Origin of the sequence: Photobacterium sanguinicancri, assembly GCF_002265265.1 — a bacterium.
GTDB lineage: Bacteria > Pseudomonadota > Gammaproteobacteria > Enterobacterales > Vibrionaceae > Photobacterium > Photobacterium sanguinicancri.
Window position 1 is genome coordinate 25,140 of record NZ_NOIF01000016.1, and the last position, 21,514, is coordinate 46,653.

23 protein-coding genes are annotated in these 21,514 nt (G+C 46.7%); 4 read left to right on the forward strand and 19 right to left on the reverse strand.

Features of this window, described 5'->3' with window-relative positions:
• Positions 1 to 83: 83 nt before the first annotated feature.
• Positions 84 to 548: a Zn(2+)-responsive transcriptional regulator gene (gene zntR / locus ASV53_RS04550; RefSeq protein WP_062690127.1), complete on the forward strand. Its 465-nt coding sequence runs from the start codon at positions 84 to 86 to the stop codon at positions 546 to 548.
• A 21-nt stretch (positions 549 to 569) separates the two neighbouring features.
• On the opposite strand, the gene ASV53_RS04555 is transcribed toward zntR, so the two are convergent.
• The gene (locus ASV53_RS04555) at positions 570 to 776 is read right to left on the reverse strand and encodes a hypothetical protein (protein ID WP_062690129.1); all 207 of its coding nucleotides are present in this window, start codon (positions 774 to 776) and stop codon (positions 570 to 572) included.
• A 163-nt stretch (positions 777 to 939) separates the two neighbouring features.
• On the opposite strand from ASV53_RS04555, the gene ppnP reads away from it, so the two are divergent.
• Complete coding sequence (gene ppnP / locus ASV53_RS04560) at positions 940 to 1,221, forward strand: pyrimidine/purine nucleoside phosphorylase (RefSeq protein ID WP_094956265.1); 282 nt, start codon at positions 940 to 942, stop codon at positions 1,219 to 1,221.
• Positions 1,222 to 1,293: 72 nt separating this feature from the next.
• The gene (locus tag ASV53_RS04565; RefSeq protein WP_094956266.1) at positions 1,294 to 1,599 is read left to right on the forward strand and encodes an antibiotic biosynthesis monooxygenase family protein; all 306 of its coding nucleotides are present in this window, start codon (positions 1,294 to 1,296) and stop codon (positions 1,597 to 1,599) included.
• Positions 1,600 to 1,683: 84 nt separating this feature from the next.
• Here the strand turns inward: ASV53_RS04565 and fis are convergent, their stop codons facing one another.
• From fis to ASV53_RS04620, 11 genes are all read right to left on the reverse strand, one after another.
• On the reverse strand, positions 1,684 to 1,980 hold the full coding sequence (fis, locus tag ASV53_RS04570; protein WP_005372656.1) for a DNA-binding transcriptional regulator Fis: 297 nt from the start codon (positions 1,978 to 1,980) through the stop codon (positions 1,684 to 1,686).
• Between the two features lie 23 nt (positions 1,981 to 2,003).
• Positions 2,004 to 2,969 carry a tRNA dihydrouridine synthase DusB gene (gene dusB, locus ASV53_RS04575; RefSeq protein ID WP_189337823.1) on the reverse strand — a complete coding sequence of 322 codons (966 nt, stop codon included), beginning with the start codon at positions 2,967 to 2,969 and terminating at the stop codon, positions 2,004 to 2,006.
• A gap of 175 nt (positions 2,970 to 3,144) precedes the next feature.
• Complete coding sequence (gene prmA / locus ASV53_RS04580; RefSeq protein WP_094956268.1) at positions 3,145 to 4,029, reverse strand: 50S ribosomal protein L11 methyltransferase; 885 nt, start codon at positions 4,027 to 4,029, stop codon at positions 3,145 to 3,147.
• A gap of 193 nt (positions 4,030 to 4,222) precedes the next feature.
• Entirely contained in the window at positions 4,223 to 5,683 is a 1,461-nt protein-coding gene (gene panF, locus ASV53_RS04585) for a sodium/pantothenate symporter (RefSeq protein WP_094956269.1), read from the reverse strand.
• Positions 5,676 to 5,957: a YhdT family protein gene (locus ASV53_RS04590; protein ID WP_062690135.1), complete on the reverse strand. Its 282-nt coding sequence runs from the start codon at positions 5,955 to 5,957 to the stop codon at positions 5,676 to 5,678. Before ASV53_RS04590 ends, panF begins: the two co-directional genes overlap by 8 nt.
• Positions 5,958 to 6,146: 189 nt before the next feature.
• Positions 6,147 to 7,490, reverse strand: a complete 1,344-nt coding sequence (gene accC, locus ASV53_RS04595) for an acetyl-CoA carboxylase biotin carboxylase subunit (RefSeq protein ID WP_062690137.1) — start codon at positions 7,488 to 7,490, stop codon at positions 6,147 to 6,149.
• Between the two features lie 13 nt (positions 7,491 to 7,503).
• A complete protein-coding gene (gene accB / locus ASV53_RS04600) occupies positions 7,504 to 7,962 on the reverse strand; it encodes an acetyl-CoA carboxylase biotin carboxyl carrier protein (protein WP_094956270.1) in 459 nt (152 codons plus the stop codon).
• A gap of 20 nt (positions 7,963 to 7,982) precedes the next feature.
• Complete coding sequence (aroQ, locus tag ASV53_RS04605; RefSeq protein WP_062690141.1) at positions 7,983 to 8,438, reverse strand: type II 3-dehydroquinate dehydratase; 456 nt, start codon at positions 8,436 to 8,438, stop codon at positions 7,983 to 7,985.
• Between the two features lie 532 nt (positions 8,439 to 8,970).
• Positions 8,971 to 10,920 (reverse strand): acetate--CoA ligase, encoded by a 1,950-nt coding sequence (gene acs / locus ASV53_RS04610; protein ID WP_094956271.1) that lies wholly within the window; start codon positions 10,918 to 10,920, stop codon positions 8,971 to 8,973.
• Positions 10,921 to 11,188: 268 nt separating this feature from the next.
• Positions 11,189 to 11,812: a 3'-5' exonuclease gene (locus ASV53_RS04615; RefSeq protein WP_094956272.1), complete on the reverse strand. Its 624-nt coding sequence runs from the start codon at positions 11,810 to 11,812 to the stop codon at positions 11,189 to 11,191.
• Between the two features lie 29 nt (positions 11,813 to 11,841).
• Positions 11,842 to 13,665: a DUF294 nucleotidyltransferase-like domain-containing protein gene (locus ASV53_RS04620; protein WP_094956273.1), complete on the reverse strand. Its 1,824-nt coding sequence runs from the start codon at positions 13,663 to 13,665 to the stop codon at positions 11,842 to 11,844.
• A 213-nt stretch (positions 13,666 to 13,878) separates the two neighbouring features.
• Between ASV53_RS04620 and ASV53_RS04625 the strand changes: the two genes are divergently transcribed.
• The gene (locus tag ASV53_RS04625) at positions 13,879 to 15,036 is read left to right on the forward strand and encodes a 3-phenylpropionate MFS transporter (RefSeq protein WP_094956274.1); all 1,158 of its coding nucleotides are present in this window, start codon (positions 13,879 to 13,881) and stop codon (positions 15,034 to 15,036) included.
• Positions 15,037 to 15,126: 90 nt separating this feature from the next.
• Here the strand turns inward: ASV53_RS04625 and flhA are convergent, their stop codons facing one another.
• Genes flhA through ASV53_RS04660 form a run of 7 tightly spaced genes read right to left on the reverse strand, consistent with a single transcriptional unit; the run spans position 15,127 to position 21,440 of the window.
• A complete protein-coding gene (gene flhA / locus ASV53_RS04630) occupies positions 15,127 to 17,226 on the reverse strand; it encodes a flagellar biosynthesis protein FlhA (RefSeq protein ID WP_094956275.1) in 2,100 nt (699 codons plus the stop codon).
• Between the two features lie 15 nt (positions 17,227 to 17,241).
• Positions 17,242 to 18,369, reverse strand: coding sequence for a flagellar biosynthesis protein FlhB (gene flhB / locus ASV53_RS04635; protein ID WP_094956276.1), 1,128 nt, complete (start codon positions 18,367 to 18,369; stop codon positions 17,242 to 17,244).
• Positions 18,366 to 19,142: a flagellar biosynthetic protein FliR gene (gene fliR / locus ASV53_RS04640; protein ID WP_189337824.1), complete on the reverse strand. Its 777-nt coding sequence runs from the start codon at positions 19,140 to 19,142 to the stop codon at positions 18,366 to 18,368. Before fliR ends, flhB begins: the two co-directional genes overlap by 4 nt.
• Before the next feature lie 6 nt (positions 19,143 to 19,148).
• On the reverse strand, positions 19,149 to 19,418 hold the full coding sequence (locus ASV53_RS04645; protein WP_048899827.1) for a flagellar biosynthetic protein FliQ: 270 nt from the start codon (positions 19,416 to 19,418) through the stop codon (positions 19,149 to 19,151).
• Positions 19,419 to 19,451: 33 nt separating this feature from the next.
• Positions 19,452 to 20,180 carry a flagellar type III secretion system pore protein FliP gene (gene fliP, locus ASV53_RS04650; protein WP_094956278.1) on the reverse strand — a complete coding sequence of 243 codons (729 nt, stop codon included), beginning with the start codon at positions 20,178 to 20,180 and terminating at the stop codon, positions 19,452 to 19,454.
• Positions 20,180 to 20,539 (reverse strand): flagellar motor switch protein FliN, encoded by a 360-nt coding sequence (gene fliN / locus ASV53_RS04655; protein WP_062690156.1) that lies wholly within the window; start codon positions 20,537 to 20,539, stop codon positions 20,180 to 20,182. The genes fliP and fliN overlap by 1 nt, the downstream gene beginning before the upstream one ends.
• A gap of 1 nt (position 20,540) precedes the next feature.
• A complete protein-coding gene (locus ASV53_RS04660; protein ID WP_094956279.1) occupies positions 20,541 to 21,440 on the reverse strand; it encodes a flagellar motor switch protein FliM in 900 nt (299 codons plus the stop codon).
• Positions 21,441 to 21,514: the final 74 nt, after the last annotated feature.

Below are 21,514 nucleotides of genomic sequence, written 5' to 3' on the forward strand. Positions count from 1 at the left end.
CGCATATTTTACATGATTCTGACTGTTGCGCAAACGTTTGCCTTGTGATTTCCATAGAGATTTAGCGAGGAAAGGAGAGAGAGATGTATTTGATTGGTCAACTGGCCAAACGCTCAGGGGTAAGTAGCGATACCTTAAGGTTTTATGAAAAGAATGGCTTGCTTCAGCCCGCAGGGCGCAGTGATAGCGGTTATCGCCTTTATAGCGAAGAAAATTTATCACGGGTGAAATTTATTATTCGTTCGAAAACGATCGGCTTGAGTTTAGATGAAATTCGAGAGCTATTAGATATACGTTTAGAAGCAAGTCAGCATAGCTGCGCGGAGGTAAAGGCAATCACCCAAGCCAAGCTGGACGAAGTCGATACCAAAATATCGGAGTTAAAGCGTATTCGTGTCGCATTGAAAAAAATCAATGATGCTTGTTGTGGGCATGACGATGATAATGCCAGCCATTGCTCTATCTTAGAAGCACTTGGTGATCACCAAGGTGATAAAACAAAAGCCCCGACAGACGTATGCTGTGCAGGGCAATGTCGCAATAAGTAAGGGCGGCATAACGTCGGCGGCTTAGCTTTCGTCTGATGTCGCTTCTTTCGCATTGTCGATTGCATCTTTGGTGGTGTCACGGAAAAAGTGTCCCGTTGCTTTGGTTGCATCACGGGTGGCATGGCCAATATCACGAAAGCCGTCTTTGATGCCTTGCTTTTCTTGTGCAGAACAACCCACTAAAACTAGGCTGCTAAGGGCCGCAACCATTAGGATTGCTTTCTTCATCGTTATTTATCCAATTCATGAGTGGTCGTAAGATTGATAGTGTATCGAAATCTCGCGATTAAAAAACCCTAAGATAGCGCTGAATGTGGCATAACATACGCTAGTGAAAGAGAATTAACTGTGTTAGCTTCAGGGTATTAAGTAGCTGTATATAGGGATTATCATGCTAAAAAATAACGAATATTTTGATGGTCAGGTGAAGTCGATTGGGTTTGAAACTCAGGGCGATCACTGCAGTATTGGTGTCATGGCGATTGGTGAATACAAGTTTGGTACGGCAGCGCCAGAGAAAATGACCGTCGTAAAAGGCGCATTAACAGTGAAATTACCCGGCCATGTTGAGTGGGAAACTTACAGTGCTGGAGATTCGTTCGAAGTGCCGGGCGATTCCGCTTTTGAGGTCAAGGTGGACGTGCCCACCGCTTATTTATGTGATTATTTATAAAAAGAAGAGCTTCGCGTTGCGGAGCTTTTTTTTGTCTGAAATTTGAGTTCAGCAAATAGATAGGAGTAATGCATGGTACTGGAAGTCGCTTTACTGGATGTGAAGCAAGGGCAACAGCAAGCGTTTGAGGCTGCATTTACAGAGGCTCAGAGCATCATCAGTGGTATGAGTGGGTATCTTTCACACCAACTGCAAAAGTGTATCGAAAAGGACAATCGTTACGTCTTGCTAGTGAACTGGGAAACATTGGCTGATCACCAAGTGGGATTCCGTCAGTCGGCAGAGTATCTGCAATGGCGTGATTTATTGCACCACTTCTATGAAACATTCCCTGAGGTGGAACACTTCACGGCGCTGTATCCAAATGAAGTGGCGTAAAGTTTAAGGCTATGTCTGGCCCTTAAAACACAAAAAGCCCCGCTCGTGAGCAGGGCTTTTTGAAAAAATAGCAAAACTATTGGATTAGTTCATGCCGTATTTTTTTAGTTTCTTGCGAAGAGTGCCACGGTTGATACCCATCATGGTCGCAGCGCGTGTTTGGTTACCGCGCGTGTACTGCATGATGGTGTCTAGTAGCGGTTGCTCAACTTCAGCAAGTACTAGCTCGTACAGATCATCGACTTCTTGACCATTTAGTTGAGCAAGGTAGTTTTTAAGTGATGCTTTCACAGAGTCACGTAGTGGCTTCTGTGTGATTTGGTCTTGTGAAGTTACAGTTGTTACTGTTAGTGCTTCGGAAGTCAGATTTTGTTCGAACATAATTCTGTAAGCTCTTCTAATATTTATGCAACGTTTTCGAAGTAGCCTTGCAGCGCATCGATTTGCTGTTGGGCATCCTCGATAGCGTTGAAGGTCCGGCGAAAATCACCGGCTGGTGCATGTTCTTTTAAGTACCAAGACACGTGTTTACGTGCAATGCGCAACCCTAAGTACTCACCGTAGAAACGATGAAGTTCTTGAACATGGCCCAGCATGATTTCACTCACTTCAGCCATTGCTGGGGAAGGTAAGTGTTCACCGGTTGTTAAGTAATGATGGATCTCGCGAAAAATCCACGGACGCCCTTGTGCAGGACGACCAATCATCAAAGCATCGGCACCCGTATAATCGAGTACAAAGCGTGCTTTTTCTGGTGAATCGATATCACCGTTAGCGATCACGGGAATAGACACCGCTTGTTTCGCTGCTCTGATGTATTCATATTCTGCCTCGCCTTTGTACATGCAGGTTTTAGTCCGGCCGTGAAGGGCCAGTGCCTGAATGCCGCATTGCTCGGCCATTTTTGCGATATCGACACAGTTACGGTTTTCCAGATCCCAACCTGTTCGCGTTTTCAGCGTAACAGGTACATCGACGGCATCGACCACGGTACGAAGAATATCCTCGATAATCGCGGGATACTGTAACAGGGCTGAGCCTGCCAGCTTCTTGTTGACCTTTTTCGCAGGGCAACCCATGTTGATATCGATGATTTGCGCACCGTTTTCAACGCTGAATTGAGCCGCTTCGGCCATCAATTTTGGATCGGCGCCAGCGATTTGCACTGAACGGATCCCCGATTCGCCTTCATGAACCATACGGTTCTGAGATTTAGCCGTTTTCCAGAGGTCTGGATTGGATGACATCATTTCACTGACAGCCATCCCCGCACCGTAACGGAGACACAGCTCACGAAACGGACGATCGGTCACACCCGCCATTGGCGCGACAATTAACTGGTTTTTAAGTTGATAAGGACCGATATGCAAAACGTCTACACCTGACTGTGCCAGTAAGGGCGCGCATTTTACGCATTTTTTCGCTGTCTGAAAAGACCAATAATTGAGCATTTAAGTTTTGATTTTCAAAACTGTATGTTTTTCAATCGATTGGCTGTTTTTTAGGCACGCGCACCCAGTATTTAATTTTATCGAATGGCGTAAATTACGCTTTTCGACCCGAAATACGACACCAATCTTCACGCACTGCCACAGGGTCTAGTGCGATTTCATCGCTGTAGTATGTCGCGACATCTTCGGATTGAGTCTCTAGCACGCCTGAAATCGCCAGATCGCCACCGTCTTTGACTAGGCTCTTAATCACTGGCGATAGTTCGCGTAATGGGCCAGCAAGGATGTTAGCAACCACGATGTCGGCTTGAATGCCTTCAGGTTGGTCCTTCGGTAGGAATAGCTCTAATTGCTCTGATACGCCGTTACGTTGAGCATTATCACGTGAGGCTAAAATAGCTTGTGGATCGATATCGATACCGATGACACTTTTGGCACCTAATTTTAGTGCCGCAATTGCTAGGATGCCTGAACCACAACCGAAATCGATTACGGTTTTACCTTCAAGGTCTTGGCCGTCTAACCACTCAAGACACAAAGATGTCGTTGGGTGAGTACCTGTACCAAATGCCAAACCTGGGTCTAGTAAGACATTAACGGCGTTTGGTTCTGGTGCTTCACGCCAGCTAGGGCAAATCCACAAGCGGCGACCAAAACGCATTGGGTGGAAGTTTTCCATCCACTCACGTTCCCAGTCTTTGTCTTCTAATTGCTCGATTTTATGTGCAAAATCATCAGCAATCAGCGGGCTGTTTTTCAACATTGTCAGCACGAATTCCATGTCGGCTTCAGCATCGTATAAACCGATTACATCCGTATCACCCCATAGGCGTGTTTCACCCGGAAGTGGCTCGAATACTGGCGTATCTTGTGCATCAAGGAACGTGGCAGAGAGTGCGCCAGTTTCTTCCATCAGCATGTCGCCAATCGCTTCAGCATTTTCAGCAGTTGCGTTCAGTTTGATTTGAATCCAAGGCATGGTGTATTCGCTTTTGTGTTGACTAAAATTGAGGGAGCGAAGTCTAGCATGATTTTTCGACAATCCACACTGGTTGCGTGGTGAATAATTATTATCGAGGTGTGATAAAAACTCGCTGAGCCGTTTGTAGCGGTGCTGCAGATCAAAAGATAGCACCCAAAGGTGCTATCTGAAAAGAAAGGTTAACGGCGTTTTAGGCCGTCTGTGGTGGCTCTGAGGCCATCACGGGTTTAGCAAGGCTGCCTGCAATAAAAGCGACTAAACCAATGGCCAATGTTGGCACAATGGCATGTACGCCGCCCATGTCAGGCTTAAGGATGGCAAGGCTAGCGTAAGTGGTTAATCCGGTCAGCATAGAGGCCAGAGCACCGACCGCAGAGGCTTTTTTCCAATATAAGCCTAAGACTAATGGCCACAGGAAGACGGCCTGCATCCCTCCGAAAGCTAACAGATTAAGCCAAATGAGCATGTCGGGCGGATTCATCGCCGCAACAAACACTAAGGCAGAGAAAATACCGGTTACCCACAAAGATAGCTTTGGCAGGCGCTGTTCTGCATCAGCTGCTTCTGCCGCTTTTGGGTTGATGTAGTTGAGGTACAAGTCTTTAAGTAAGGTCGCTGAGGCTTGAATCAACTGTGAGTCGATGGTCGACATGATGGCTGCCATTGGTCCGGCTAAAAAGATACCAGCAAAGGCGGGTGGCAGTACGGTGATCATCAAGGTTGGCATGATTTGATCTGGACTGGCGATATCCGGCACGATAGCTCGACCTAAGGCGCCAGCAAGGTGCATACCCAGCATCAGAAAAGCCACCATCGCTGTACTGATCACCATACCTTTGTGCAGTGAAGCGCTGTCTTTATACGACATGCAACGTATAGCGGCATGGGGTAAGCCGATAACACCAAAACAAACCAGAATCCAAAAGCTCAGCATAAATGGCTGACTGAGGAAGTTATCTGGGCCAAAAGGCGTAATTAATGCGGGATCGATATTGTGCAGTTCGTGTACCAGTTCGCCAACGCTTCCCCCTGCATGAATGATGCCGACCAGCAATGCGGTAGTACCAATGATCATCATGATACCTTGGATGGTATCTGTCATCACCACTGCGCGGAAACCACCTATTGTGGTGTACAAGCCGACGGTAATGGCAAAGATCATTAAGCCTTGTTGATAGCTTAACCCTGTCATGGTTTGCAGTAAGCGAGCGCCCCCGACAAATTGCACCACCATGGTGCCAAAAAAGGCCAGTAATAATGCTAATGAAGCAAAGATAACCACGGTGCGACTGCGGTAACGCGCGTATAAAATGTCGTTAAGAGTGAGGGCGTTATGGCGTCGTGCTTCAATGGCAAATTTCTTACCGAGTACTCCTAGGGTTAACCAAGCCGCGGGGAGCTGGATCATGGCCAGCAACACCCAGCCTAATCCCATTTTATAGGCAGCACCTGGGCCACCTATAAAGGTGCTGGCACTGGCATAAGTCGCAGCAAGCGTCATGGCGAGAACGAAGCCACCCATGCTGCGATTACCCAGTAGGTATTCGCTCAGGAAGTTGGAGCCTTGGGTGCGTTTTTGTCGAGCAAAGAGAGCGACGGCAAAGACGGCCAGTAAATAGAGCACTAAAGGGATCAGTAGTTGGCTATTCATGGTGCGATTCTTTCTCTATGTCTAATGACATATCTTGATAAATGTATTTAACCATTAACCCGCACAGTGCGGTGAAAATGATGGGTCCAAGGATGCAAGCTAATAGAAACCAAAGTGGAAAGCCGAAATACAGCTCTGGCATCGAGGTATCTGTGATTGCTGGAGTAAACGCATAAGCGGAAACGTACCACCAAAGGAAATAGGCGAGCGCTAAACCCACCGCCCACTTGGCTTCGCGATGTGCTTGGCGATAGCGCTCTGATAGCGTTTTCATGGGGGATCTCCCGTTATTCGATTGGTCATCCATCGGCAAAGAGTCAGTCTTGGCCGATAAAGGGACGTTATTGTGGCAAAACTTATTCGGGATGCAAAGTCGGAGTTACTGGAGACTGAGTTTTCACTGCGCCAAAATAACAAAAAGGCTGCCAGAGGCAGCCTTTTTCAGTCACAAAGCAGAGTGTGCTTATTGCAGACCTAATTTCTTCTCAAGGTAGTGGATGTTCGCACCACCGTGTTGGAAGTTTTCATCCAGCATGATTTCTTGCTGTAGCGGGATGTTAGTCTTAATACCGTCGATAACGGTTTCTGCCAGAGCGTTACGCATACGAGAGATCGCTACATCACGGTTTTCACCGTAAGTGATTAGCTTGCCGATCATTGAATCGTAGTGCGGTGGCACTGTGTAACCTGCGTAGATGTGAGATTCCCAACGCACACCCATACCGCCTGCGGAATGGAAACGTTCGATCTTGCCAGGGCAAGGTAGGAAACGCTCAGGGTCTTCAGCATTGATACGACACTCAACGGCATGGCCACGAATTTGAATATCATTTTGGCTGAATGACAACGGTTGACCCGCTGCAATACGCAGTTGTTCTTTGATCAAATCGATACCCGTAACCATTTCAGTTACTGGGTGCTCAACCTGAATACGGGTGTTCATTTCAATGAAGTAGAACTCACCGTTCTCGTAGAGGAATTCAAACGTACCCGCACCTCGGTAGTTGATTTCAACACAAGCTCGACAACAACGCTCACCGATGTACTTACGCATTTCTTCGGTGATGCCCGGTGCTGGTGCTTCTTCAACCACTTTTTGGTGACGACGTTGCATTGAACAGTCACGCTCACCAAGGTGAATAGCATTGCCTTGGCCATCAGCTAAGACTTGTACTTCGATATGACGAGGGTTTTCTAGGTATTTCTCCATGTAAACCATGTCATTGTTGAAACATGCTTTTGCTTCTGCACGCGTCATTGCGATTGCTTCGCTTAACTCGCCTTCAGAGCGAACAACGCGCATACCACGACCACCACCGCCACCAGAGGCTTTGATGATCACTGGGTAACCAATGCGTTTCGCGAACGATTTGTTACGTGCTTCATCGTCGTCCAACGGGCCGTCAGAACCAGGTACACAAGGAACACCTGCTTTTTTCATTGCACTGATAGCAGAAACTTTATCACCCATAATACGGATTGTTTCTGCCGTCGGGCCAACGAATACGAAGCCAGAGCGTTCAACTTGTTCAGCAAAATCCGCGTTTTCAGATAGGAAGCCGTAACCCGGGTGAATCGCAACTGCGCCCGTGATTTCAGCCGCACTGATAATGCGCGGAATGTTGAGGTAGCTTTCAGTACCTTTTGCTGGACCGATACAAATGGTTTCGTCAGCAAGTAATACGTGTTTTAGATCGCGGTCAGCAGTTGAGTGTACGGCAACAGTTTTGATGCCTAGCTCTTTACATGCACGCAAAATACGTAGTGCAATTTCACCACGGTTAGCGATAACTAATTTATCTAACATAATGTCCCCGTGGTTACTCGATGATAACTAGAGCCTGATCGAACTCTACAGCATCGCCGTCTTCAGCAAGAATCGCTACAACCGTACCTGCTTTATCAGATTGGATTTGGTTCATCATTTTCATTGCTTCAACGATACATAGGGTATCGCCAACATTGACAGTTTGACCAACTTCAACGAATGCTTTCGCTTCAGGGCTTGGTGCACGGTAGAAAGAGCCAACCATTGGAGAAAGAACTTTGTGACCAGCAGGTTCTGCAGGTGCTACTGGTGCTGCAGCTTCTGCAACAGGTGTCGCTGCTGGAGCTGCAACTGGAGCAGCAGGTGCTGCCATGAACTGTTGAGCGGGAAGCGCGCTAGCCGGTACGTTACGACTGATGCGTACTGATTCTTCACCTTCAGAGATTTCTAGTTCCGCAATACCTGATTCTTCTACTAGTTCAATCAGCTTTTTGATCTTACGAATATCCATTTATCTTTCTCTTATATTGTTCATTTAGCGTTCTGATGCAGACGGCGAGCCGCAGCATTCAGGGCGAATTCATAACCGTCGGCACCTAAACCACAAATCACGCCTACCGCTTTATCTGATAGGTAGGAATGATGGCGGAAAGGCTCCCGTGCATGCACATTAGATAAGTGCACTTCAATAAACGGGATCGCTACCCCCAATAATGCATCACGAATAGCGACGCTGGTATGGGTGAAAGCGGCTGGGTTGATGATGATAAAATCCACTTTGCCATGAGCTTGGTGGATCGCATCGATCAATTCATGTTCAGCATTGGACTGAATATGCTCAAGACTAATATTCAATGCATCCGCTTTGGCTGTTAAATCTGTCACGATGTGGGTCAATGTTTGTTGACCATAATGACCCGGCTCTCTGAGACCTAACAAATTCAGGTTAGGTCCATTAATCAGTAAAATGCGCTTAATGGTCGACATCTTGGGGGCAACTCACTTCTTTTTGATGTTTAACTCTAACAACGTGCAAAAAGTTGCACCACTGCTTCCCTGTGCTCAAAAATAAACAGCCAAATCGTGTTTGTGGACCAATTATAGAGAATTCACCGCAATTAGCAGCAAAATACTGGTCTAATCACTGCAAAATGTAAATGGACAGCCATCTGGATGTAAAATATAGCTTGCACGCAAATGTTTCACGCGTTGTGTGTATTTGCTCACCAGGGTGGTAGATCTATGATAGTGCATAGTTTTTAGACTATCAGTAAGCCTTTCCCTCTGAACATAGATAATATTTGAAGGAAAGGCTTTGGGAGGATAGTGCTTTTGGCGGCTATTTACTGCGCACTAGAGCACGAATTGAGGGAAAGCGATAACGCGAAGTTATTGCGAAATTTTACCTCGATATCAGCAGCTCTACAGTAGAAGCCAAGACAAGTCGTGATTTATGCGCTCAAAAAAAAAGACCAAACACAATGTTTAGTCTTTTAGGGAGTCACTCGCTAGGCGGTGATTACATGATCTTCTGTTTTTCTTCGATAAGCTTATCAACCACGCTTGGGTCGGCGAGGGTTGATGTATCACCTAATGTACTGGTGTCACCCGTGGCTATCTTACGGAGAATACGACGCATGATTTTACCCGAGCGTGTTTTTGGTAATGCATCGGTCCAATGAAGGAAATCAGGTGTCGCAATTGGGCCTATTTCTTTACGTACCCAATCTTTCACTTCTTTGTGCAGTTCTGCACTTGGGATTTCGCCATCATTTAAGGTGATATAAGCGTAAATGGCTTGGCCTTTAATGTCGTGTGGTACTCCGACGATTGCGGCTTCGGCTATTTTATCAAAGGCAACCAGTGCCGATTCAATCTCTGCCGTCCCCATACGGTGACCTGAAATATTCAGGACATCATCGACACGGCCAGTGATCCAGTAATAACCATCTTCATCACGACGCGCACCATCACCGGTAAAATACATGCCTTGGAAAGTAGAGAAATAGGTTTGCTCAAAACGTTCGTGGTCACCCCACAAGGTACGCATCTGGCCCGGCCATGAATCAACCATCACCAAGTTACCTTCAGTTGCGCCTTCAAGGATATTACCCATGTTATCGACAATTGCAGGTTGCACCCCAAAGAAAGGACGCGTCGCAGAGCCAGGTTTCAGTGCTGTCGCCCCTGGTAGTGGGGTGATCAAAATCCCGCCAGTTTCTGTTTGCCACCAAGTATCAACAATTGGGCAGCGGCTATCGCCTATCGTGCGGTGATACCATTCCCACGCTTCGGGGTTAATCGGTTCACCCACTGAGCCCATAATGCGTAAACTTGAACGTGAGGTGCCTTTAATGGCTTCATTCCCTTTGGCCATCAAAGCGCGGATAGCGGTTGGGGCGGTATAAAGAATGCTGACGTTGTGTTTATCGACCACTTCACTCATTCGGCTAGTGCTAGGGTAGTTAGGTACACCTTCAAATAATAATGTCGTTGCGCCGTTAGCCAGTGGCCCGTATACCAAGTAACTATGGCCGGTGATCCAACCAACATCAGCTGTACACCAGTAGATGTCCCCTTCTTGGTAATCGAATACGTATTTAAAGGTCATAGTGGCATACACAAGGTAGCCGCCTGTTGTGTGAAGTACACCTTTGGGTTTCCCTGTCGAACCTGATGTATAAAGAATGAAAAGCGGGTCTTCGGCATTCATTTCTTCGGGTTCGCAGTTGGCAGAGGCAACGGCTGTGGCTTCATGCCACCATACATCACGTGCGCTATCCCATTCGACGGTGCCACCAGTACGCTTAAGTACCAGTACTTTTTCTACACTGGTGACATTCTCGTTAGCTAATGCGGCATCAACATTTTTCTTTAGTGGTACTGCGCGGCCTGCACGTACCCCTTCATCGGCGGTGACAACAACTTTGGCATTAGAATCGACGATACGACCAGCAAGTGCTTCGGGCGAGAAGCCACCAAAGACGATGGTATGAACAGCACCTATGCGGGTACATGCCAGCATCGCAATGGCCGCTTCGGCCACCATTGGCATATAAAGACAGACGACATCCCCCTTACGTACGCCTTGGCTTTTTAGGGCGTTAGAGAATTTACAGACTTCTTCGTGTAATTCGTTGTAAGTCAGGGTTGCATCATCGGTAGGATCATCGCCTTCCCAGATGATGGCTGGTTGATCGCCGCGCGTTGCGAGGTGGCGGTCAAGGCAGTTGACGGACACATTTAAGGTGCCATCTTCAAACCAATTCACATTGACGTGACCAGTATCGAATGAAGTGTTTTTTACTTTAGAGAAAGGTTTGATCCAATCAAGGATCTGACCGTGTTCACGCCAGAAGCCTTCAGGGTTGATGACTGATTGTTGGTACATCTCACGGTATTTGTCTTCTGTAATGTGTGCAGTGTCTGCAATCGCTTGATTGACAGGGTAAACATGAACCTCACTCATCCTATTCTCCTTGTGTTCCCATCTATAGCCGCTATCTGGGCTGGGATATTCTTGTCTGTATTCAGGTTGTTGTTTCGTTATTGTCTTTACTGGTTATTAACTTGATTCAGATTCTGGTTTGTCACAATTAGACTTTAGGATGAGAGGGACAGATCAACTGTTATTACAGCTGTTTACATGGATGTTTCATTGAAAAAGGTGAGTAGGCAATGGTCTTATCAAGGTTTGTATCAGTACTTCCTGAGCGAAATTTTGATACCTAGCAGGATTAAGACGATGTCAGCATTGGCATGTCGCCATGCTTTAAGCGGACATAAATTAAAGCAGCGGCGATGGCATCTTCGAGTGCATCGTGACGTTCTGGTACGGGTAACCCAAGGTGATGGCTAATCGCTTCTAGGCTTAAATCATAATAAGCGTTAGGTAATAAGCGCTCTAACCGTTCATGGTACAGGTGGCTGACTTCCACTAATTTGTTCGGCAGTGGGAAACCAAAGTGCTGTTGAAAATATCGGTCGAGGATCGTTTTATCGTAGCGAATATGGTAACCGACTAATGGGCGATTACCGATAAAGTCGAGTAATTGGGTAAGTGCTTGCTCATTGTTGAGGCCATGCTGTAAGTCTTGATGGCGGATCTGATGAATGGCAACGGAGGTTCCATCAAGGCTGGATGGGGCTTGGAGTGAAAGATGGATGGATTGACTGGTGAGTATCCTATTCGCTTTTATACGAGTGGCTGCAATCGTGACCAACTCTGCGCTATGTGGATCTAAGCTGGTGGTTTCACAATCAAGCGAAACTAACTCATCACCTTGGTAACGTTGAAACAGCGCGGCGTACTGACTGTGTTTGTTTTTATGCTGATACCAAGCGCGGCGAAGACTATTCATCGGATTCTCTCTTACTATCGTGGCTTTGGTTAATCACGGATCTGGTAGTGGTAACCCAGCCATTCTTTGAATTTTTTAACGACATGTAGGCTATGACGGAGCACATCCCGTTCGGCACGGTTTAAGGTGCTGATATCAATGTGGTGCTGTTGCCCATCTTTTTGTTGGCGCAATTGTTGGTGAAGGCGCAATTTAATAAACAGTTTTAGGGCTTCACTTAAATTGTCTGCAGTACGTTGCTCCAGTACGCGTTGCTCTGTTAATACCGCAATGCGCTCAAACGTATTGTTGGGGCTAATGTTGTGTTCCAGCGCCAGTGCACGTATGCCATGTACGATGGGGAAAATCCCACCTTGCTTGATGTTCAGTCCGTGTTTGCCTGCCTTTAAGTTGCCAAATAAGGTCAACGGGATACTAAATTGCAATGCTGGGCGGGTGAAGATAGAGAGCAAACGTTCTTGGTCGGCAAGGTGTTGATGAAGGCATGCTTGTAATGGTGTCAGCAAGGCTTGGTTACCTGCAACGGCATGGCTATCGGCTAAAATGGCAAGCGTCATCATGCTATCAGGATCACCATGCTGACAGAGCTGGGTGATGTGCTGGAGCCAGATTCGCTGTGATTTAACCCAATGCGGATTACTGACCATGACATTACCTGGACAAAGTGGGTAGCCGAGCTGTTGTAATGTATTGGTCAGTTGAGTCATCACGCTGGCGCAATCAGGCCAGTCGATACCATCTTCAATGATTAATGCATTGTCTTGATCTGTTTTTAATATTTGCTCACCACGACCTTCAGATCCCATCACCATTAAACAACAGTGTGGTTGTAAGTGAGTGGGCACTATCAGCTTGAAGGCTTTCTCTATGATTTGTTCGTTAACGGCAGCTATCAGTTCCATTACAAATAGGGTGCGAATCCCATTGTTGAATAACGTCTCGACCAAGGTTTGCTGGCTATTAGCGGCAAGGGCTAACTCTTCGATAGTTTCAGCCCGCGCAATACGTAGTGTTAGTACATGAGAGTGAGTTGAAAACAAGCTGAGCACTTGGGTTAAATCGAGCATACCGACCACGGCATCGTTATCGCAGACCTGTACTCGTTTTACTTTTTGGCGTGTCATTGCCAGCATGGCATTGAACAGATAATCCCCCTTATTGACACTGACAACCGGTGTGGTGGCGATGCGACTTACCGCAGTATCGTGCGGGTGCCCATCAAGTAAAGTGGCATGTAATAAGTCGGTGCGGGTCACAATGCCGTATTGCGGCAAGTTATTGAGGGTTACAAAGGCAGCATCCAGCTCTTTGGTTTTCATTTGCTGGGTGACCGATAATAAAGGGGTGTCATGCGGTACCACCAAGCAAGGTTGAATATTGTCATCATCAATTTTTGTCAGAATGAATTCCGCCAAGTTTTGTTGATGATGCGCTTCTTCTAATAAGGCTTGGCGTTTGGTGAGATTCGTATCGAAATAGGCTGAAAATTGACTGTTGTTTTGATAGCACTGTACGAATAATTCACGTGGTAGGGTATAACAAATCGTATCCTCACAGGCTTTAAATGCGTGACGGCTCTGGCCTTTAATCTGGGCGCTGACATCAAATAAATCATCATTGGCGTAGTGAGCGAAGGTTTCTTTGTGGTGATGTTCTTCAGGGTTTAACGGCGCGCTATATTCTTCGATATTGCCTTTTATGATGATGTAAAGCTGATGGCAGTCAGCGCCAGCGGCAATAACGGTTTCGCCAGCCCGAAAATAGATAACATCAAGCGCGTTACGTAATGTTTGTTGCTCGATGGCTGTTAAGCGATCGAAAGGCGGCAGCGAGGTATCAAATTTATCAGTCATCTTAGCTCCAAGCTGGCACCATACAAAAAGAGATAAAGTTATTGTCGGTGCTGATGCGTGATCAAGCCAGACGACTTTAGTCTAGATTTTATCTCGTATCTTCCTTCACGCCAGATCATGGCACTTTTAGGCGAAATAATGCTGCTATTACGGTGGGCGCGTGTTGAAACTTTAGGCATAATACCGCCTTATTTTCGTGCATTAGGATGTCGCATGTTTCGTAGTAGTCCGTATGGTTGGACCTCGCAGTACCTGTTCGGTTTTTTCTTTAGTTATGGTGTTTATTTACCGTTTTGGGGATTGTGGTTTGCGCATCTAGGGGTGAACGCCTCAAATATTGGTTTGTTAATTGGCATGGGTTTGGCGGTGCGTTGTGTTGCTAATTTAGTGCTGACACCACGCATTCATAAAGTGGAACATTTAATCCCTGCGCTGCGCTGGCTTGCTTTAGCCGCGTTGTTAAGTTGTGTTATTTACATATTCTGTGGGGGCAGTTTGTGGGCGTTAGCGGCTGTCACTGTGTTGTTTAATTTAGCGGCAGGTCCGGTGATCCCCTTGTCAGATGCGCTGGCCAATCACTATGCGAAGGATGGTCACTTAGACTATGGTCGTACCCGCCTTTGGGGATCGATTGCTTTTATTGGTGGTTCAACGCTGGTGGGTTTGTTAGCCGCTCAATATGGCGCAAATGTTATTCCGTGGGTGGCGATTGCGGGCCTCGCGGCAGCATTGGTGTTTTCTATGCGAAACCCAACTATTGCTCCAAGCGCGCATGAAGAAAGTGGACAGAGTCGCCCAGCATTAAGTGAAATGTTGCGGGATAGTTTAGTGATTCGCTTATTGGTGATTGCCGCATTACTGCAAGGTAGTCATGCCGCTTATTATAGTTTTAGTGCAATTTACTGGAAAGAAATTGGTTATAGCGAAGCCATTATTGGTTACTTATGGAGTTTCAGCGTGGTGGCTGAAATTTTCGTCTTTGCCACCAGTAAGCGTTTGTTTGTCAATTGGAGTGTGGCGGGGATGTTCCGTCTAGCGGCATTTGGTGTATTGCTGCGTTGGGGGATGACCGCATCTATGACGGCACTGCCGATGTTGGTCATTGCACAGGCGTTACATGGCGTGACATTTGCAGCGGCACACTTAGCGGCCATTCGTTATATTCAGCAAGCGCCAAGTAATCAAATGGTTGCTTTGCAGGCGTTATACAATGCCTTGCCATTAGGGGCGTTCATGGCATTGATGACAGCGCTGAGTGGTTGGTTATACGGCTTATGGGGCGCTAATTTATTCTGGCTGATGGCTGTCATGGCTGTGCCTGTTCTGTTTATTCCGGTCGAAAAGAAAACCACGGCACATGCGGTTTCTTAGTCATCATGAAATGGCTTAAATGAAAAACGGGGCGCCAATGAGGCGCCCCGTTTTTTATGATAGCGGGTTTATTCTTGTGAGCGCGATAGCTTAGCCCATGTTGCCGACGACCGAGATATTGCGATCATCGGGGATTTCATTGAATGACAGCACATGTAAACCACGGGCACAAATTCGAGAATAACGTGCTAGCAGTGGGCGTAATTGTGGCATCACCAATAAAATTGGAGTATGGCTATTTAGGCGCATGTTATCCAGCACCTCTGGCAAGCTGCGTTGTAGTTTTTCAATCACGGTTGGCTCAAGGGCGAAACCATCGAGTTGAACGTGACCACCGGCTTGCGCCTGGCTTAGCGCATTAACCAACATATTTTCGAGCTCTGCTGACAGCGTAATAGCAGGAATATCAGCCTTGGTACCCACTAAGTTGCCTAAAATGACGCGGCGTAACATGCAGCGAACATCGGCTGCTAACAAGATAGGATCTTTGGATAGTTCGGCTGATTCAACCAGCGAGTTGGCAATCGTAACAATATCCGATAGTGACACCCCATCGACGGTCAGCTGACGGAAAACACGCAGTAGCTGTTGCTGGGTTAACTTCTGCTGTAGGTCATCTGCTAATTTACCGTTAAGCGCCGCTAAGCGATCCATTATTCCGGTTACTTCTTCTGGGCTGAGTACTTCTTCAATACAGTCGTTGATCACTTTACTGATATGGGTCGAAATGATGGTGGCATGGTCGACCACGGTATAGCCTAGGTTCACCGCTTTATCTTTATCGTGAGGCTTAATCCAAATGGCTTCCATGTTATAAGCGGGATCGCGCGTCATAATGCCATCGACATTGCCGTAAACTTGCCCTGGATTAATGGCCAGTAGGCAGTCCATTTCGACTTCAGCTTCTACGATATTGGCACCGCGAACGGCAATTTTATAATGATTGGCATCTAATGCTAAATCATCACGCACATGGATTTGAGGCACCACAAAGCCGCGATGCTCAGTGAGGGTTTTTCGTACACCAAGTAAGCGACTAAGTAATTCAGCACCTTGCTTTCGGTCGATCAAGTTCACTAAGCGATAGCCCACATTCAGACTGATAGCGTGAACGAGAGGAATATCTTTTGACGCAATTTCACGTTGGTCGGGTTGATCATGTTGTTCAACGATCTCTTCGGCACGCGCCAAATCGTCATGATTGATCGTCGGTGCTTCTTCCCGCATTTTCCAGCCAGCAAACGCAACGACGGCAGCAAAACATAGAAATGCCACATGGGGCATGCCAGGGATCAAGCCTAACACCAGCATGATACCTGCCACGACATACAGTGCGCGCGGCGATGCCAGCATTTGGCTGGTAATTTGATTGGCTAAATCATTGCTGTCGGTAACGCGAGTTACCACAATAGCCGCAGATGTTGCTAGTAATAGCGATGGAATTTGCGCTACAAGGCCATCACCAATGGTGAGCAGCACAAAGGTTTGGAACGCGTCTGAAAAGCCTAAGCCATGTTGAAATACACCAATGCTGACACCACCAATGATGTTGATAAATAGGATCAACATCCCCGCGATAGCATCACCACGAACAAACTTGGACGCACCGTCCATCGAACCAAAGAAGTCGGCTTCTTGGGCGACATCTTCACGGCGTTTCTTGGCTTGGTTATGGTCGATAATACCTGCGTTTAAATCCGCATCGATCGCCATCTGTTTACCGGGCATCGCATCCAAGGTGAAGCGGGCGCTAACTTCTGAAATTCGCTCGCCACCTTTGGTGACCACCACGAAGTTGATGATCATCAGAATAACGAACACCACCATACCGACAACATAGTTACCACCGATAACCACATCACCAAAGGCTTGAATTACCTTACCTGCCGCATCGCCACCTTCGTGACCATGGAGTAATACCACCCGTGTTGATGCCACGTTCAATGCCAGACGGAGCAATGTCGCAATCAGCAAGATACTCGGAAATACCGAGAAATCGAGCGAACGTTTACTGTAAACACTGACCAAGGTCACCAACAAAGCCAAGACAATGTTGAAGGTGAACAGCATATCCAGAATAACGGGAGGCACGGGTAAGATGACCATTGCAAGAAGGGTCATCAGGAGGAGCGGGATCCCTATTTGCCCTTTGCTAAGCACGGACATAATGGGAGCGAGTTTCTGTTTCATGGCAGATTGTTCTCGTTAACGACGAAGTTCTCGGGGAATAGAGACCCGTGGAAATTCAGGTTTACTTGGCTGACGCCCTTTTTGATATTCTTTCATTTGGAAAACAAACGTCAGAATATGTGCAACGGCGACATATAAAGGAGCAGGCACTTCCTGCCATTCATTAGTGGAGTAATACACGGCACGGGTAAGCGGCGGAATTTCTACCACAGGGCAATCATGGCGGCGTGCCACTTGCTGAATTTGGAGCGCCATTTGATCGACACCTTTGGCGATCACAAAGGGTGCTCCAGCTTTATCTAAATCGTATTTCAGTGCCACCGCATAGTGCGTTGGGTTGGTAATGACGACATCCGCTTGGGGCACGGTTTGGGTCAAACTACGTTGCGACATTTGCTGTTGTAGCTGGCGAATTCGGGCTTTGACTTCAGGGCGACCTTCGCTGTTTTTACTTTCTTCTTTTACTTCTTGTTTGGTCATCTTGAGCTGTTTGGTGTACTCCCAGCCCGAATATGGCAGTTCTAAAATCGCAATGAACAGCAGCGCTAACCCAAAGCTAAATAGCCCAAGCCATAAAAAATCGACGGTTTGTAGCATGGCTTCGGGCAGCGGTAAACGTTGTAAATTCACAATGTCGTTGAGGGTGTTTTTAATTAACAGCACCAAGGTGGCGATAATTAAGGTGACCTTGAGAATACTTTTGACCAGCTCAGCTAATGACTTGGTCGAGAACATCCGCTTAATCCCTGAAATAGGATTAAGCTTGGAGAATTTGGGTTGGGCTGATTTTGCCGACAGGTTCCAGCCCCCGCGAAGCAGGTTGGCAAAAATGGTAATGAGTACCAACAGTCCTAGCATAGGGCCAATGGCAGATACCATTAACCATAAACTTTCACTGAGGTTCTGAAGCATGATTTTAGTGTCAAAAGCGGCTTCTTTAGATAACCGCATATTCAGTAGGGTCACTTGACGAAACATTTCTGCCAAGGTGCCACCAAATGCCGTCAGTAGTAGTGCACTACCCAGTGTCATTAACGCCGTTACCAGCTCTTTTGAACGAGGGAGGTTACCGTCCTCTCTGGCTTTGCGTAATTTCTGCTGACTGGGCTGTTCCGTTTTATCCTGACTACTGTCATTGCTCATGGCCGTACCTCCTCAAGCGTTAACATCAGTGATAGGGTTTCGCTGCTTAAACGGGTGAAGTTTTCAGGAATGCCAGATGTGGTGATCAGTAAACAGATCAGACCCAATAGCATAGTCATCGGGAAGCCAAGTGCAAACACGTTAAGCTGAGGTGCTGCGCGGTTCATCATACCGAATGATCCATTGACCAATAACATGGCACAAACAGCGGGTAATGAGAGCAGCAAAGCGGCGGCCATCATCCAGCCAAATCGCATGATGATAGTATGCAGTGCCATTTGGCTCATCATCTCGCCTACGGGCCAAATGTTGAAGCTTTGTACCATTACATCTAACGCGACTAAATGGCCATCTAGCGCCAGAAAAAGCATTAAAGCATAGAGTTGATAATACTTACCTAACGCAGGAATACTGACCCCATTAATCGGGTCATTCATCATCGCCATCCCTAGGCCCATTTGCATCGATAAGATCTGCCCCATCGTAGTGAAAATGGCAAAGAGTAAATCGAGCAATAAGGCGAGCATAGCGCCGATGATCACTTGTTGCCCCGCGAGAATTAGCGCTTCAACAGAAAGGGGGTCAACCGCAGGCATTGTCGGCATTAACGGAGCGGCAAGCACGCTAATAATTAGCGATAAGGCAATGCGGACCTGTACCGGAATTTGGCTACCACCAAAGATAGGCATCAGCATTAATGCGGCACTAATACGAAAGAACGGCCACCATACCTGCCCGATTAATGCGGTGAATTGCGCTGCGGATAACTCCATAATGGGTTAACCGATTAAATGTGGAATATCGAGGAACAGACGGGTAAATAAATCACCCAATGTGCGCAGTAGCCAAGGGCCAGCAAACCCCAGCATAGCCAAAGTAACCAGTAAGCGCGGGAGAAAACTCAGCGTTTGTTCATTGATTTGGGTGGCGGCTTGAAAAATACTGACCACAAGACCAACCAAAAGGCTTGGCACAATTAATACGCACACCATGCTGATGATGATAACGAGTGCATCACCAAAAAATGCCGCTACAAATTCTGAACCCATATCTTATCCATTTCCCCGGTGATGAATAACTGCTTAGCCAAAGCTGGCACTTAATGTTCCAACCGTCATTGACCAGCCATCGACCATGACAAAAATCATTAGCTTGAATGGTAAGGAAATGATCAGTGGCGATAGCATCATCATACCCATCGCCATCAATACGCTGGCGACAACGATGTCGATAATCAAAAAGGGGATGAATAACATAAAGCCAATTTGAAACGCGGTTTTAAGCTCACTAAGGACGAATGCTGGCATGACAATCAGAAAATCGAGGTCATCGAGATTGTCAGGGGGAGACTCGTTGGCAATACGCAGAATTTGTTCTAAGTCGGTTTCACGTGTTTGCTGCAACATAAACTGGCGCAGTGGCTTTGCCGCTGTTTGTGCCGCATCTTGCAACGTCATTTGGTTTTCTTGATAAGGAATTACCGCATTATCATAGATGTCATAAAGCACGGGACGCATGATAAATAAGGTCATTGTCATCGCGATACCGACTAAAATACGATTGGGTGGACTTTGTTGTAAACCCATGGCCTGGCGTAAAATACCGAGCACAATAATAATGCGGGTAAAGCTGGTTACCATCAGCAACATGGCGGGTAAAAAAGCCAGCGCTGTCATGAGCAAGAAGACTTGTAGCTTTACGCTGTATTCCTCTTGCCCTGCTGGGCCGTTAATGGTCAGTAATGACAAATCTTGTGCCCATGCAGGCGTACAAGCAAAGAGCCATAAGCCCATTAAAGCCAGATAGCGCATTACTTGGTAAGCCCTTTTAGCATGTCATTGTCATCAACCACATCGACTAAACGTAGGCCGTATTTGTTGTTCACAATAACCACTTCAGCATGGCCAAGTAGAGTACCGTTGACTTTCACATCCATCGCTTCACCGCTAAGCTTATCAAGCTCAATTACAGTGCCTAAACCGACATTCATTAAGTCACCGACCATCAGTTCAGTGCTCGCCACTTCCAGTGTCAGATTGACTGGAATATTTCGAATGAAGCTCATATCTTGCGTTGGAGTATTCATCGCAGCGGGCATTGGGTCTTGCCCTAAGCTGCCAAGATCAAGGTCATCAAGATCGATATTTAAATCAGAGACTTGTTCAGACATTTTAATTCCTATTTTGCTTAATCACGCTTTGGACTTGAAGAACTAGGCTGGCATTGTTTTCCGCAACGCGCGCAGTAAACAGGGCTGTATTCCCCGCCTTAACCGTAACTTCATTTGGTAACTCAATCGGAATAACATCACCAGCTTTTAGATCCATCACGTTACCTAAAGGCAAACGGCGCTCTGCTAATGTTGTTGTTAGGTGCATTGGCGCCTGACAGATTTTATTTTGAATTCGGGCCTGTAATTCAGGGTCGGTATCAATATCTATCGGTTTTTGCTGGTCACGTAAAAAGTCCAATCCGGCAAAAGGTAGCGAGATCGCCAGCCAGCCCTTATGCCCGGCTACTTCCATTGTGAAGTGACAGACTTGATAGAGTTGATTGGTTTGCATCATGTTGCCGAGGCGCAGTGTATTCTTCTCGGTTAGCTCGCTTTGCCAATTAGTGATGCTGTGCCAGCCGTTGGAGAAATGCTCAAGGGCGACACAAAAAAAGCGTTCGACTAAGCGAAGTTCCGTATCACTCATCTCAGTACGTTTTCGTTTATTACTGCCAAGACCACCAAAGAACAGATCGACCATAAAGAAAAGCAGCTCGCCATCAATCGCAATGGTGCCGTGTAAGTCATGTGGTGACACAATAAACTCACGGTACAGTGACGGCTTTGGCATCTGCTGCAAATAATCTTGAAGTTTCAGCGTGTCTTGTTGTTCAAGGCTAAACGATACAGGGTGGCGAAGTAGATGGTGGTATGACTGCCGAGCCGTTCGTTCAAATTGTTTGCAGACATTATCGATGATCGCTTGGAGCGCACCGATACGATGTTCTGGGCTAGCAAGATCAAAATCGCGAACTTCGACTTGATCAGTATTGGATATGATTTTACTCTTTTTAGTCATAATCACTTGCAAATAATAAGACTGACAGTCGGCGAATAGTGGTCATTATCAAGTTGAACAAAAACGCTTATATT

Excerpts from the sequence above, each read along its gene's own strand:
- ASV53_RS04555 (WP_062690129.1), bottom strand. The coding sequence starts at position 776 with ATGAAGAAAGCAATCCTAATGGTTGCGGCCCTTAGCAGCCTAGTTTTA.
- fis (WP_005372656.1), bottom strand. The coding sequence starts at position 1,980 with ATGTTCGAACAAAATCTGACTTCCGAAGCACTAACAGTAACAACTGTA.
- flhB (WP_094956276.1), bottom strand. The coding sequence starts at position 18,369 with ATGAGCAATGACAGTAGTCAGGATAAAACGGAACAGCCCAGTCAGCAG.
- fliP (WP_094956278.1), bottom strand. The coding sequence starts at position 20,180 with ATGCGCTATCTGGCTTTAATGGGCTTATGGCTCTTTGCTTGTACGCCT.
- ASV53_RS04660 (WP_094956279.1), bottom strand. The coding sequence starts at position 21,440 with ATGACTAAAAAGAGTAAAATCATATCCAATACTGATCAAGTCGAAGTT.
- ASV53_RS04625 (WP_094956274.1), top strand. The coding sequence starts at position 13,879 with ATGTTTCGTAGTAGTCCGTATGGTTGGACCTCGCAGTACCTGTTCGGT.
- accC (WP_062690137.1), bottom strand. The coding sequence starts at position 7,490 with ATGTTAGATAAATTAGTTATCGCTAACCGTGGTGAAATTGCACTACGT.
- prmA (WP_094956268.1), bottom strand. The coding sequence starts at position 4,029 with ATGCCTTGGATTCAAATCAAACTGAACGCAACTGCTGAAAATGCTGAA.
- ASV53_RS04615 (WP_094956272.1), bottom strand. The coding sequence starts at position 11,812 with ATGAATAGTCTTCGCCGCGCTTGGTATCAGCATAAAAACAAACACAGT.
- flhA (WP_094956275.1), bottom strand. The coding sequence starts at position 17,226 with ATGAAACAGAAACTCGCTCCCATTATGTCCGTGCTTAGCAAAGGGCAA.
- ASV53_RS04565 (WP_094956266.1), top strand. The coding sequence starts at position 1,294 with ATGGTACTGGAAGTCGCTTTACTGGATGTGAAGCAAGGGCAACAGCAA.
- ASV53_RS04590 (WP_062690135.1), bottom strand. The coding sequence starts at position 5,957 with ATGAAAACGCTATCAGAGCGCTATCGCCAAGCACATCGCGAAGCCAAG.
- aroQ (WP_062690141.1), bottom strand. The coding sequence starts at position 8,438 with ATGTCGACCATTAAGCGCATTTTACTGATTAATGGACCTAACCTGAAT.
- ASV53_RS04645 (WP_048899827.1), bottom strand. The coding sequence starts at position 19,418 with ATGGGTTCAGAATTTGTAGCGGCATTTTTTGGTGATGCACTCGTTATC.
- acs (WP_094956271.1), bottom strand. The coding sequence starts at position 10,920 with ATGAGTGAGGTTCATGTTTACCCTGTCAATCAAGCGATTGCAGACACT.
- zntR (WP_062690127.1), top strand. The coding sequence starts at position 84 with ATGTATTTGATTGGTCAACTGGCCAAACGCTCAGGGGTAAGTAGCGAT.
- fliR (WP_189337824.1), bottom strand. The coding sequence starts at position 19,142 with ATGGAGTTATCCGCAGCGCAATTCACCGCATTAATCGGGCAGGTATGG.
- ASV53_RS04620 (WP_094956273.1), bottom strand. The coding sequence starts at position 13,665 with ATGACTGATAAATTTGATACCTCGCTGCCGCCTTTCGATCGCTTAACA.
- fliN (WP_062690156.1), bottom strand. The coding sequence starts at position 20,539 with ATGTCTGAACAAGTCTCTGATTTAAATATCGATCTTGATGACCTTGAT.
- ppnP (WP_094956265.1), top strand. The coding sequence starts at position 940 with ATGCTAAAAAATAACGAATATTTTGATGGTCAGGTGAAGTCGATTGGG.
- accB (WP_094956270.1), bottom strand. The coding sequence starts at position 7,962 with ATGGATATTCGTAAGATCAAAAAGCTGATTGAACTAGTAGAAGAATCA.
- panF (WP_094956269.1), bottom strand. The coding sequence starts at position 5,683 with ATGAATAGCCAACTACTGATCCCTTTAGTGCTCTATTTACTGGCCGTC.